The organism is Aequorivita xiaoshiensis, from assembly GCF_022008395.1.
In the GTDB taxonomy this organism is placed as follows: domain Bacteria; phylum Bacteroidota; class Bacteroidia; order Flavobacteriales; family Flavobacteriaceae; genus Aequorivita; species Aequorivita xiaoshiensis.
The window spans coordinates 1-13084 of record NZ_JAIRBB010000009.1 but is presented as its reverse complement, the minus strand read 5'-3'; the positions used below and the strand labels follow the sequence as shown (position 1 = coordinate 13084).

The following is a 13084-nucleotide window of genomic DNA, read 5'->3' as shown; positions in this document are numbered from 1 at the left end:
TCAAAAATATTATCACAATCATCACGAAAATATGACAATCGTCAGCTTTTCTTATTTATACTCATTCTTAATTTCTTCCCTATAGATTGGGTGGTAACGGTTGTAAAAACTACCACACTAATAGAGCTTAAAGGCATCAAAATAGCTGCAACAACGGGAAGCAAATGTCCGGTTACTGCAAATGAAATTCCTATAAGGTTGTAAAACAAGGAGAGCACGAAGGCCCATTTAATCACTTGCACTCCTTTTTTCGAAAAATTAAGATAGTCTGGAATTTTATCGAATTTAGATGCATCGATGATACCATCACAAGCGGGTGAAAAAACGTTGGTATTTTCGGATATTACAAAGCCTACATCACTCTGTTTTAACGCTCCAGCATCATTCAATCCATCGCCAATCATTAACACTCGTTTGCCTTGGTGTTGTAATGCTTTTATAAAATTTAATTTATCGTTCGGTTTTTGGTTAAAATACAACTTAACACCTTGCGGCAACATGGCTTCCAAACGTTCACGTTCACCTTCATTATCCCCAGAAAGAACAATCACTTCTTTATCCCTTCCTATTTGCTTAAATACATCGGCTACTCCAGTTCTGTATTCACTATTAAAAACATAGCAGCCTTTATAGACTTTGTTTGTGCTTATATGAACAGTAGTTTTATTTTTAATCTCGTCTATAGAATCGCTAGAATCACCAACAAATTCATAAGAGCCTACTTTTATAGAATTGTCATTATACGACGCTGAAATTCCCTTGCCTACTTCTTCTTCAAATTCTTCTAAGGTTTGAATATCGTTTTTATCTAGAATGCTGTATAGGGAACGACTTAAGGGATGACTAGAAGCTCGAAGTGTACTTGTAAGTAATTTTTGTTCTTCCTCAGTGAGCGCTACACCTTCATAGGTGATTAAGTTTTTTTGATTGGTAGTTAGCGTACCCGTTTTATCGAATACTACGGTATCCAACTTTGCCATTTGTTCGATTACTGAAGCTTCTTTTAAATACAGTTTTTCTCTTCCGAAGATACGCAACACATTCCCTAATGTAAATGGTGCAGCCAGGGCAATAGCACAAGGACAAGCTACAATTAGCACAGCAGTAAACACATTAAACGCCTTTGAAGGATCTACAACCATCCAGAAAATGGTTGCAATAAATGCAATAGTTAATAGCGTTACTGTAAAGCGTTTACTTATACTGTCTGTAAGCGATTCAAAAACTCCTGTTCTATCCTTACTAAAAACATCGTTACTCCACAATTGCGTTAGGTAGCTTTGAGAAACAGGTTTTAAAACCTCAACTTCAATAATTCCTGCCTGTTGTTTTCCTCCAGCGAAAAGCTTGTCGCCACTTTGTTTGGAAATTGGTTCGGCTTCGCCCGTAACAAAACTATAATCAATTAGGGCATTTCCTTTTATTAAAATGGCATCTACAGGGATAATTTCATTGTTTCTAATCAACAAGCGATCCCCTTTTTCAACTTTATATACTTCGGCTTGTTCTTCAACAGTACTCCCTTTTGAGTTTTTAAACAATCGGGTAACTGCTATTGGAAAGTACGATTTATAATCACGTTCAAAGGAAAGGTAGCTATAGGTTTTTTGCTGAAAGAATTTCCCTAGTAATAAAAAGAAAAGAAGTCCTGCCAAGCTATCGAAGAAACCAGTTCCCCAGTCCATTACAATATCTATAGTACTTCTAATAAAAAGCACGGCAACACCTAGAGCAATGGGTACATCGATATTTAAGATTTTAGATCGAAGTCCTTTATAAGCTGAAATAAAGTATCCGCTTGCTGAGTAAAAGACTACTGGAAGCGAGAAAGCGAACATCAACCATCGAAAGAAGGGTTTAAATCTGTCTAACCAAAATTCAGATCCTTCAAAATATTCAGGAAGTGAAAGAAACATTATATTTCCAAATGCGAAACCAGCCACTGTGAGTTTAAAAATTAAACTGCGGTCTACGTTTTTATCTTTTTTATCCGAATCGTCTAAAGAGATATAGGGTTCATAGCCAATTCGGCTTAATAAAATCACCAGATTTTTAAGGGCATCTTCCCCAGAAGAGAAAGAAATTCGCACTGTTTTTTCAGGGAAATTAACCTGAGATGAAATTACAGATGGGCTGAGTTTATTTAAATTTTCCAGTATCCAGATACAGCTACTACAGTGTATTGAAGGAATTACAAATGAGACAATTTGCATGTTACCATCGTTAAATTCCAGTAGTTTTTCAACAATGGTTTCGTTGTCTAAAAAATCGAATTTTCCCGCGATTTCGTTGGGAGAAATTCCTGGAGTTTTTTCAAGATCGTAGTAGTAACCTAAGTCGCTTTCGTGTAGAATGTCGTAAACCGTCTTACATCCGTGGCAACAAAAGGGCTTTTCGTCGTATGTAATCACGTCGTCGCGACACGCATCGCCACAGTGGAAACAGTTAACCATTAGGATAAAAATTTACGAATTAATTATAGGTGCAAATATCGCAAAGCCTTATCTCTCTTTAAATGATAATTATCAGCTTAATAATTATGGCTTGATACATATTATCATTCAATTTTGAAAGATTTAGGTAGAAAGATAAAAATTTTTAATTTGATTATAAAATAAAATCCCAACGGCTATTGGAAAAAGACAACTGAAGGCGGCTAGTAGAATATAATAATTCTGAAAAAAAGGTAAGCCCAGCCAAAATGCAAAAGCTTTATAAAATATTAAAGCCTCTGTTGTGATAAAAGCCAAGAGGAAAAACCACAAAAAGCTTTTAGGAATAGTAAGCAGACGGAAGTAATTTAAAAAAGCGAGCATCAGAGGAACTACGATCCCCAAGAAAACTAAGTGTAAATAGCCGATTACAAAATCCTTAAGCCGATAAGCCAAATCTGCCATATAGGGAAAAGCAGAAAAGAATTGCATTAATACTTTTGCAACTAATAAAACTCCTGCAATTTTAAAAAGCAACAGACCTCGAGGAGAAATGCTTTTAATTAAGAAACTCCACGGCTTTTTAAGAAGTATATACAACTCATAAAAGGCTAGGATTTGGGCCACAGCACCAATTAAGCCCAACACGTAAATAATTGTAGGCGGCCCAAACCAAAGTACTGAAAGGAATAAGGTAAATATCACAGCAAAATTCAGGAGGAAAAAAAATGATCTCAACTGTTCCCTTCTAAATACGACACCATTTTTTTCAAGTATATAGAATAAAATTCCCAAAAGGGCTAGGATAAACCAACCGTTATATTGAAAATGGAGGTAGAAATAAATGGATGTTTTATACCATATAGATTCTGTACCTAAGGTTGCCATAACGCCACCGATAGCCCATGGACCTACACTTGAAAACACCAAATACCAAAGGGAAGCTTTAACAAGTTTCCAAGAAAAACGATGCTTAAAATGTTCGGGGATGTTTTTTATCGCAAACCAGGTAAACCAATAGGAAGCAAACAAAAATAGTGTTGAGAATATAATTGAATACAATGCATAGCCTTGATAGGGAAAGGTTACAAGCATCCCTAAAATGCAAGTATTGGTAAAAATAAAAATGCGCTTATACAATTTAGATTTATCGGCTTCGGAAAGAAAAATTTTATAGATTAAAGTTGTTAATCCTAAATAAATCCAACCTAACAGAGCTGTATGAGAATGTGCGTGAAGTATGTACTTAAAATTAAGCTGAACAGGGGTAACAAAGAATAGCCGCAACAATACTCCCATTAGAGCTACCAGTAGGAAATAAGCAAGCGCAACGCTAATATGTTTTTTTAAATTTATCAAGCTGTAAAATTAAGAAAAAACAGTTCGGAGTTTGACGTTAAGTATTCTTATTTGTCAATCTTCCGAACTGTATTAAAAACAAACTAATTATTTTTTAGTGATAGTTCTATTTTACTAATTTCTCAATCAATTTTTTAATGTCTTTTCCAATTTTAAGGCTTTTGGGAAAAGGATATTATTTTCTAAATGTACGTGTTGGTGTAAGTCTTGTTCAAATTCTTCAAGTTTTGAATAAAACGCTTTATAGGTATTACAAGCCCCTTGCGGCGGGGTAAAATTGTTACTCAGTTTAGCTATTTTACGCAGAATTTCACCTGCTTCTTCGTGTTCTGCCTCCATCATTTTAATCGGGTTTTCAACAGTTCCAAAATGTATTGGAGGAACTACTGTACCCTCACGTTCTGCTTTTACAAGTTTTTTAATAAATGGGAATAAAATTAATTCTTCCTTCTTCATATGTGCTGCCAATTCTTGAACCACTTGTTTTACCAAGGATTCTATTTCGGCCAATTCGGTGTAATGATGCCCGTGTACGTGGTTTACTCTTTGCGAATACTGAAGTAATAAAGGACTATTTTCTTCCACATAACCGTGATGAACATTTATAATATGATCGGTTAGAAAGTCAAGTTTCCAACTGTTAAAATCTAATGCACGGTCTTTTATATTTTCTAGGTTAAGTATTTCTGTTTCTACTAAAACAGGATCAATTTCAGCTTTTTCACATGCTTTTTTAATACTTACTCCTCCACCGCAGCAAAAGTCTATTCCATACTTTTTGAAAACGTGAGCGGCTTTAATATTTTCCGTAACTACATCTGCTACTGTTTTATCTTGAAGTGTTGTCATGGCATTGTTATTTATGTTTATTTAATAAAACAAATTTCAGTAGAATAAAATGAAGAAAGTATGACTTAAATCATAATTATGACAAATTTATCAGAATATAAAATAAAGCTATAATTTCTTGTATCATTGATAGTTACTGGGTGATTTTTTACTCCCAGAAGGGGTCGTGATAGTCGCGTGATTTTTCTAAATCGCTATGGATTTCTTCAATTTTAGCAAGTTGAGCTTCTGTCGCCACTTTTTGAATTTCGTTAAATAGAATTCGTTCTTCAAAACGAATATGAGCATCTAGCTCTTCCTCTAATTTACTGAGTGATTTTTCAGGATCTTCTGTATCATTAAACAAACGTTTAATTCGTCTGTGTTCTTTTAAAGCCCGTTCAACAAGTTCATTTTCTTTATCTAGAATAGGAAAAACGTATTTTTCTTCATCATTAAAATGTGGTGTTATCTCGTGTTTATAAAACCATTTTGCATATTCCTGCATCCGTTCAATTTCAATATTTTTTTGAAATCCTTTTCGAATTTTCCAACTAAACAACAAGCCAAAATGATGTTGTCTACTTAAAGGTTGCAAAGCAATATGACGTTTTATAGGTTTTTTCTTTTCCATATAATTAAGGAGTTTAAAGACAATAACGTCTTTACCAAAATTTTTTAATAGTTACAGTCGGCTACAACCCTCAGGTAATCAATATTTGATAGGTGTAAAACCGATTTTATTTTAAATAAACAAATGCTTTTTTCAACCAAGTTTTTTAAAAAAGCTAACGTTTTAAAAACGACAACCCTACGTCTACTCCATTTGCCAGTTCGTGCAGGCTGGTGGTTTCGAGCATGTCTTTAAGGTTGTCTCTAATATCAACAAATTTATCATGAATTGGGCATGGTTGAAGTGCATCGCACTGTTCAAAACCAAGCGCACAACCTTTATATATTGAATCTCCATCTATCGCTGAAACCACATCACTCAATTTAATAGTCTGTACTTTCCCCTCTGGAATTTCAAAGCCACCTGTAGGACCTTTAAGGGATTGAAGAATATTATTTTTAGCTAATTGATGCAAAATTTTTGCTGTAAATGCTTCTGGAGAATCAATTTCAGCCGCTATTTCTTTTAAACTTACACGATTACCAATGGCAGATTGTGAAGCAATAAAAACTGATGCTTTAATTCCGTATTGACAGGCTTTTGAAAACATTGTTGATTTTTAGAAATGCAAAGGTATAGAAAAAATTAAATTCTGATAAAGCTATCAGAATTTAAATATAATATCTCTTATTTGCGGTTGATGTATGGGAAGTAGAAAGTTACATCTTTAAGAAAGTTTCGCCATTTCGTATTTTGCTAGCAAGTTCAATAACGGTATTATTTTTACACATACTGGTTAAACCCTCGCGAATCACCAAATATTCATCGTGAACTGGGCAAGGATTTTCAGATGAACAAAATTGCAAACCTAAGCAACAGCCATTAAAAATTTTGTCTCCATCAATACAACTCACAATGTCGGCTAGAGTAAGTTTAGAATCTTTTTCAATATAAAACCCACCTCTAGGCCCCTTTTTGGAAAGGATGATTCCAGAGCGCGCCATTTGCTGACATATCTTTGCAGTAAATGGTTCTGGGGAGTCTACTGCTTTGGATATTTCAGTAACATTCGATCTTTTATCCTGTTCAGATTGCTCAGCGATAAAAAGAACCGAACGAATTCCATATTCACAAGCCTTGGAAAACATATTTTTTATTATTTCCCCTAATTTAGTTAATATAAACTGATTATTCTATAAAAATATATTAAAAATATTAAATTAAATTTATTTAATCATCTCATTCTTAATGATTAAATCTTTTTCTAGCTTCTCTTTCTAAAGCTTCTCTATGCTCTGGGTGAGCAATTGAAATAAGTTCTTTGGCGCGTTGTTCGATACCTTTTCCGAATAAATTAACTACCCCGTACTCGGTGACTACATAATGCACGTGGGCCCGAGTGGTTGTTACACTAGCGCCTTCTTTTAAAAATGGAGTAATTTTTGAAATTCCTTTGGTAGTAATTGAAGGCATAGCTATAATTGGCTTCCCTCCTTCCGAGAGTGATGCCCCGCGAATAAAATCCATTTGTCCTCCAACTCCAGAATACTGATACATCCCAATACTATCGGCACAAACTTGACCTGTTAAATCAATTTCAATCGCGCTATTAATAGCTGTCACTTTTGGATTCCTTCTAATAATAGCTGTATCGTTGGTATATGCAGCTTCTTTGAAGTGGATATTCGGGTTATCGTCTATAAAATCGTACAATTTTTTAGTCCCCATTGCAAAGCACGTAACAATCTTGCCTGTTTTTATTTCTTTTTCTTCGCCTGTAATAATTCCTCTTTCAACTAGAGGAAGTATTCCATCGCTAAACATTTCGGTGTGAATTCCTAGTCTTTTATGATTGGTTAGATTGTGCAGCACAGCATTCGGTATATTGCCAATTCCCATCTGTAAGGTTGCTCCATCTTCCACCAATTCGGCTACATTTCTACCTATAATAGATTCAATTTTAGAGGGCTCGCCTATGGTAGCGGCATAAATTGGAGTGTTTACCTCTACGCCATAATCTATTTTTTTAATATGAATAATCCCATCTCCATGAGTTCTTGGAACATTTGGGTTAATTAGGGCTACCACGTGTTTTGCAGTTTGAATAGCGGGTAAGGTAACATCTACTGAAACTCCCAAAGAGCAATACCCATGTCTGTCTGGAGGAGATACTTGGATAAACGCTACGTCTAAAGGAAGAATACCTCTTCTGAACAACAAATGTATTTCACTTAAGAATACTGGAGTATAATCGCCATACATAGTATTTACTCCTTTGCGAACATTATCACCTACAAAACAACTATTAAGGCGAAAGGCTTGCGTATAAGGTTCAACGGTGTATTTTGCCTCACCGTGAGTGTGAATTTGAACAATTTCAACGTTATTAAGTTCGTGGTATCGCTCACATAAAGTGTCTATCAATAAATTAGGCGTCATTGCTGCGCCCTGAAAAAATACGCGATTATTAGATTTTACTATGGATACAGCTTCTTGAGCAGATACAATTTGCATGGTTTTTTATTTTGTTACAAAGATTGAGAATGTAATGGATTTTTGATATGATATAGGTCAGATTTTTTTCTAAAAATCCTAGACCGCTTAACTGTTAAATTAATTCGACAAAGCATACTTTGTCTTATTCCATTCCATCTAGACTCTAGATTCTAGACTCTAGTTTCTTGGTTCTAGTTTCTTGGCTCTTGGTTCTTGGTTCTAGTTTCTTGGCTCTTGGTTCTAAGATGTCCCTACTTATCTTAAGCTTTAACAGTCAAACTATTTACAAGGTCGTTTACTATTGAAATACCTTTATCTTTATTATACCAAACTTGTATAATTTCTTTAAAAGCATCGTCAATTTTTCCGTGCTCCTCTTTATAATCTGAAACAAGTTTAGTAGCTGCTTTTGAACGCGGACCAAAGGTTTGCAACACATTCATATCCTCATCAATCATAATTACTATAGGAATAGATTGCGAACCATTAGTAAGAAACTGATTCATCAATTCAAGATTATCATCTCTAAGCACAATTTTCAAATCGATATTATCTGCTTCTTGAGCAATTTTATTTAAGAAAGGAAGCGTTTGCGCTGCATCTCCACACCATGGTTCGGAAATAACCAGCCAAGTTTGTTTATCAGAAACACTTTTAAATACCTCCATAGCCTCTTCTGAAACCTTAGCAGTTTTATCCAATCTTTTAGTTCGGCTGAAGTTTAGTTTTGTGTAATCGACCTTCATTTGGGAGAATTCACCAGTAGTTCTTTCTTCTTTCACCAATTGTTTGAAAAGCAGGTTATACTGTGTATAATCCATTGCTTTATTTATCGACTTTTCTAATAATGTTTTCATATTTTTTTGTTTATAAATGCAAAAATAAGCCTTAGGTAATTAATTAAGAATGATAAATGTCAAATGTTAAGTTTTTAAACGTGAGTGGTGAGAGTCTAGGTTCTAGGTCTTGACTCTTGATTCTTGGCTCTTGGCTCTTGATTCTTGGCTCTTGGCTCTTGATTCTTGGTTCTATCATCTAACCTCGGCGTGTTTTTAAAATTATTGGCTTCTAGGCACGCTAATAGTTTATAATGTTCGACTTTCTGGTGCGTGAAGTACGGCTTCATTGGTGTAATATCCTTTCTTCTTTTTGCATAATGCACCAAAAGCTTTTTTTAGTTTTTTTCTGCGATTAAAGCTGATGGCACTTCAATTAAATCGGTTGCAACCATACTTGGCTGGCATGATGTTTTTGGGAAGTAGGTTGAATCTTTTTCTTAATTAAAAAATGTATTAAAATAAATTCTGAATTTCTTACTTCAGCTATTAGCATTGTTATGCTAACAAGATAACAATAATCATACAACCCCGAAATTACACACTATTAAAAGAGTTTAAAAAACAGTTCGTAATTTTTTAGAATACTGTAAAAAGTCCATTAGGCTGTTTAAATAAGGTAAAAACAATTCACCTTAGAATAACACAATGAATTTTTTTTAAGGAGAATGTGGTTGTAGCTATTGTTAAAATAAATAGCGACGCTAATATAATACTAGCGTCGCTACCACATGCACAATAAATTTTAGGCCTCTACAGGTTTTGAATTTGCGGCATGTTTGGCTACGATATGGCCAAATACTAATCCTTGACAAATAGTACCTCCAGCTCCTGGATATACTCTTCCAAAAATATTTGCTGAAGTATTTCCTATAGCGTACAACCCTTCTATTGGCGTATTATTCTCACCCAATACTCTCCCCAGTTCATCTGCTACCAAACCGCCACAAGTTCCTAGATCTGAAAGCACAACTTTTACGGCGTATAGTTTACCGTTAAGGGGGGATAAATTAGGGTTTGGTTTAACTGTTGGATCGCCATAATACCTGTCGTAAGCGTTTTCTCCTCTATGGAAGTCTTCGTCCTTCCCAGCCTTGGCCATCATATTAAATCGGTTAAATGAGGCTGCAAAATCGTTTACGGGTAAGCCTGTTAATTTTGCAAGTTCTTCAACCGAATCTGCAGTAAAAGCAATTCCTGCATCATACCATTCTTGCGGTAATTTGGCTCTCGGGAAAACTGAACCTCCTAAAATATATCTGTTGCGATACGTTTGATCGAACACCAACCACATATCCCCTATAGGATCTCCATTTTCTTCATTTTCTAATAATTTTTGTCCAAAACTCATATAATCGGTAGCTTCGTTTATAAATCTTTTCCCTTTAGAATTAACCATAAAGCTTCCTGGCAAGGAGCGCTCTGCTAGGAGTACCATAGGCTTTTCACCTTTTCTAACCGGAGCAATCGCGGGGAACCACCAAGATTCTTTCATCAGATCTATATTGGCTCCAATTTTTTGTGACAGCAAAATAGCATCTCCTGTATTTCCCTCTGCCCCTAGGCTATAATTACCTAACGATTTTGATTGGTATTTTTGACGCATGGGCATATTATGATCAAATCCACCCGCAGCCAATACCACTCCTTTTTTAACATTTATTTCTATATTCTTGCCTTGATGTTCTACTACTGCACCCACGACACGCTCACCATCCATAAGCAATTCCACTAACTTGGTGTTGGTTGCTATGGGAATATTATTTTTAATTGCCCCTGCAAATAAACCTGCAGCGATGGCTTGCCCTCCGGCAACCAAATTTTTTCCAATTATTTTACCTCCCACTCCTTGAAATAGTCTTTTAAAAATAATAGGAAAAGCCTTAGTAGGCTTACGCATCATTAAGTTTACCCATTTATAATCATAACCTGTTACAGGCATGGGTAATGAGGCTTCCATCAATCCTGGTCTAAATCTTTGGGTTTCCTCGCCCAATGTGTTTAAATCGAAAGGTTCGCACTCGCACGTTCTACCTAAAGGATCTCCTCCTGTTTGCTCTGGATGATAATCGGAATACCCTTTGGACCAAAAAAATTTCATTGGCGTAGTGCGGCGGAGCATTTCTACAGTTTCCGATCCATTGTTTAAAAAAGATTGCCAGACTTCTCGCGGCGCATCATTCCCCACAAGAGTTTTAAGATATTCTTCTGCCTTTTCAAGTGTATCGGTAGACCCATTTTCGGTTAGTACAGGATTTGCAGGAATCCAAAAAGCACCTCCCGACAATGCCGTAGAACCACCCACGTATTCAGTTTTTTCTATAACTAGACTCTTTAACTTTTGTTCATGCGCAGATAGGGCTGCAGAAATTCCAGTTCCTGAACCCACAATGAGTATATCTACCTCAGTGTTAACTGCGAGTAAATTGGCCATATTTTTCATTTCCTTCATTTTTATATTAGCTTTTAAAAATTCTAAATCTATTTATATGTCTTTAAAATAGAGCGTTTTCTAAAAATAACAACTCTATTCAATATATCAAATCTTTTCAGGGTTTACCCTCTATTTGCAAGTATTAATACCTATAGATGCAATATAAGCCTATATCCCCATCAAGACTATGAGATAAGTCAATTAACCAACTTATCCTATGTAACATACTTTTATTCAACTAAACAAAGATGTAGTAAGGAATATAAACTATTCTAAAATATTACTAATTATAATGCTCTCTTTCTTCTAAATATTTTGTTACTATTGTAGTGTATAGCTAGTAAGACGATTTTATCTTTAAAGCATGATTCCTTTTAATTATAAGTGTAAATTATAATTAGTAGTGTGATGTATTACACTCGTCATTTTGTATATCAGTAATTGTAAAAATTAGTGATATACAACCAAATGATATACAAAATGATTAATAAGAATACGCTGTTATGCCTTGTATTTACGGGGATTTTTAAAAATTTTTACATTTTGGAGAGGCGTCTTTAAAATTGCGTATATTTACGTGTTGTACGCAAGCTAACAAATGAAACTCAACACAATAATTCTGACTTTATTTTTGACATTTAATCTGATTGCCCAAACACAAACGGAATTTAAAAGCGAAATGATAAATATTACGACTGACCAAAATATAGAAACAGAAAAGCTGACAATAAAACTTGTCGAAGGATTTGGCTGGAATATTACATTTTATGACTTATTCCGAGAAAATAAAATTGTAGAAAATAACTTTCCAAAAGAAAAAGGAATTTACACATTGGTCATTAATTACTTGGAAAATCTGGTTTATACAGAATTAGTTCTTTACAAAGCTGACCCGAAAAATGAACATTTAGAATTTGATTTTTATAAAGAAAATGACAGAGTATTTTGTCGAATTAAATCGGATTACGCAACTGAACTGAACAAAGAAATTGTGATGAACGAATTGGACTCTGAAATGAAAAAAATATTGGAATCAATAAACACGGAAAAAAAATAAAAAGCCAGCGTACAACACCGGCTATAGTTCATTGCTTCTGATTTTCCTCACGGAAAATCCTCGCAAATTTGCTATCTTCGGTTTACGGCGGAAAATCCTTGCGGATTTTCACGCAACGAAACCATAGCCAAACCGTTACCACACATTAAAAAAATGACAGCGATAATAATATTCATAGGACTTATAATTGGACTGAATTGCATTCCACTTCTGACTAAGATGACATTTCCGAGAATTGAGAAAATTGTTCTTAGATTATTAATCGTCACGACAATTTTGTTTTTGATATTTGTTGTATTTGAATTTAGCGGATACAAACTAAAAGGACTTCATACCTTTTCGACAATCAGTTGGACATTCATAATTTCAACAATCCTATTTTTTGCCTTATTCAGAAACACAAAAAAGAAAATTTTGACAGGCTTTCTTCTGACACCTTTAGTTATCTTGAGTATTTTGACACTTATACTCGGACAAGTTGTATATGAAAAGAAAATTGATGAAACCAATAAAATATCTGTTACGACAGGTGGATTTTTAGCGTGCGGAGAAATCATTAATATCACACAAACAAGATTGGGTATTTTTGACAAACAAGTTTTCCATATTAACAATTTATGCTTAATAGGAATTAACAGAATTGAGACAGTTAAGCTTGACGACAAACACGCTGAATTTCTAATTTATCACGATGGACAACAAGACTCTGAAAATCCTTATAAATATGACGTGGAAAGGAATAACGTGTGGTAACAATGTATAAAAAACATAAGTGGTTCAGCGGTTTACGTAACATTTGTGCATTTAATCAGCTCCGCCAAATCTGCGATTTGACGGTTTGTTTTATAACACTAAATTTGTGTCTAATCGCATATTTGGCTCAGTGCATATTGACAGGTAAGTGCGTCGAATTCACTTACGTTTCTTATACGAGCCGTTGTGGTGCATTTAAGAAAAATCGTGAAAACCTGAAAATTAGGCGAAATGGAAGGCCGAAAAGAAACTGATTTTTTTTGGTGCGTAAAAGCA

Annotated in this window: 11 protein-coding genes; 2 read left to right on the top strand and 9 right to left on the bottom strand. The window is 34.7% G+C overall.

Annotation, left to right across the window (positions count from 1 at the left end; genetic code table 11):
• Positions 1-41: 41 nt before the first annotated feature.
• The 9 genes from K8344_RS10340 to K8344_RS10300 form a co-directional block, all read right to left on the bottom strand.
• Positions 42-2453 carry a heavy metal translocating P-type ATPase gene (locus tag K8344_RS10340; protein WP_237608619.1) on the bottom strand — a complete coding sequence of 804 codons (2412 nt, stop codon included), beginning with the start codon at positions 2451-2453 and terminating at the stop codon, positions 42-44.
• A gap of 123 nt (positions 2454-2576) precedes the next feature.
• Positions 2577-3791: a hypothetical protein gene (locus K8344_RS10335; protein ID WP_237608618.1), complete on the bottom strand. Its 1215-nt coding sequence runs from the start codon at positions 3789-3791 to the stop codon at positions 2577-2579.
• 126 nt (positions 3792-3917) lie between these two features.
• Positions 3918-4640: an iron-sulfur cluster repair di-iron protein gene (gene ric / locus K8344_RS10330; RefSeq protein WP_237608617.1), complete on the bottom strand. Its 723-nt coding sequence runs from the start codon at positions 4638-4640 to the stop codon at positions 3918-3920.
• 148 nt (positions 4641-4788) lie between these two features.
• Positions 4789-5253, bottom strand: coding sequence for a hemerythrin domain-containing protein (locus K8344_RS10325; protein ID WP_237608616.1), 465 nt, complete (start codon positions 5251-5253; stop codon positions 4789-4791).
• Between the two features lie 154 nt (positions 5254-5407).
• Positions 5408-5842 carry an RrF2 family transcriptional regulator gene (locus K8344_RS10320; protein ID WP_237608615.1) on the bottom strand — a complete coding sequence of 145 codons (435 nt, stop codon included), beginning with the start codon at positions 5840-5842 and terminating at the stop codon, positions 5408-5410.
• A 109-nt stretch (positions 5843-5951) separates the two neighbouring features.
• On the bottom strand, positions 5952-6380 hold the full coding sequence (locus K8344_RS10315; protein ID WP_237608614.1) for an RrF2 family transcriptional regulator: 429 nt from the start codon (positions 6378-6380) through the stop codon (positions 5952-5954).
• Between the two features lie 97 nt (positions 6381-6477).
• A complete protein-coding gene (locus K8344_RS10310) occupies positions 6478-7746 on the bottom strand; it encodes an acetyl-CoA hydrolase/transferase family protein (RefSeq protein ID WP_237608613.1) in 1269 nt (422 codons plus the stop codon).
• A gap of 242 nt (positions 7747-7988) precedes the next feature.
• A complete protein-coding gene (locus K8344_RS10305; RefSeq protein WP_237608612.1) occupies positions 7989-8585 on the bottom strand; it encodes a thioredoxin family protein in 597 nt (198 codons plus the stop codon).
• A 724-nt stretch (positions 8586-9309) separates the two neighbouring features.
• Positions 9310-10998: a 3-ketosteroid-delta-1-dehydrogenase gene (locus tag K8344_RS10300; RefSeq protein WP_237608611.1), complete on the bottom strand. Its 1689-nt coding sequence runs from the start codon at positions 10996-10998 to the stop codon at positions 9310-9312.
• A gap of 598 nt (positions 10999-11596) precedes the next feature.
• Between K8344_RS10300 and K8344_RS10295 the strand changes: the two genes are divergently transcribed.
• Together K8344_RS10295 and K8344_RS10290 are read left to right on the top strand one after the other, a co-directional pair.
• The gene (locus K8344_RS10295; RefSeq protein ID WP_237608610.1) at positions 11597-12055 is read left to right on the top strand and encodes a hypothetical protein; all 459 of its coding nucleotides are present in this window, start codon (positions 11597-11599) and stop codon (positions 12053-12055) included.
• A gap of 414 nt (positions 12056-12469) precedes the next feature.
• A complete protein-coding gene (locus tag K8344_RS10290) occupies positions 12470-12808 on the top strand; it encodes a hypothetical protein (protein ID WP_237608609.1) in 339 nt (112 codons plus the stop codon).
• Positions 12809-13084: the final 276 nt, after the last annotated feature.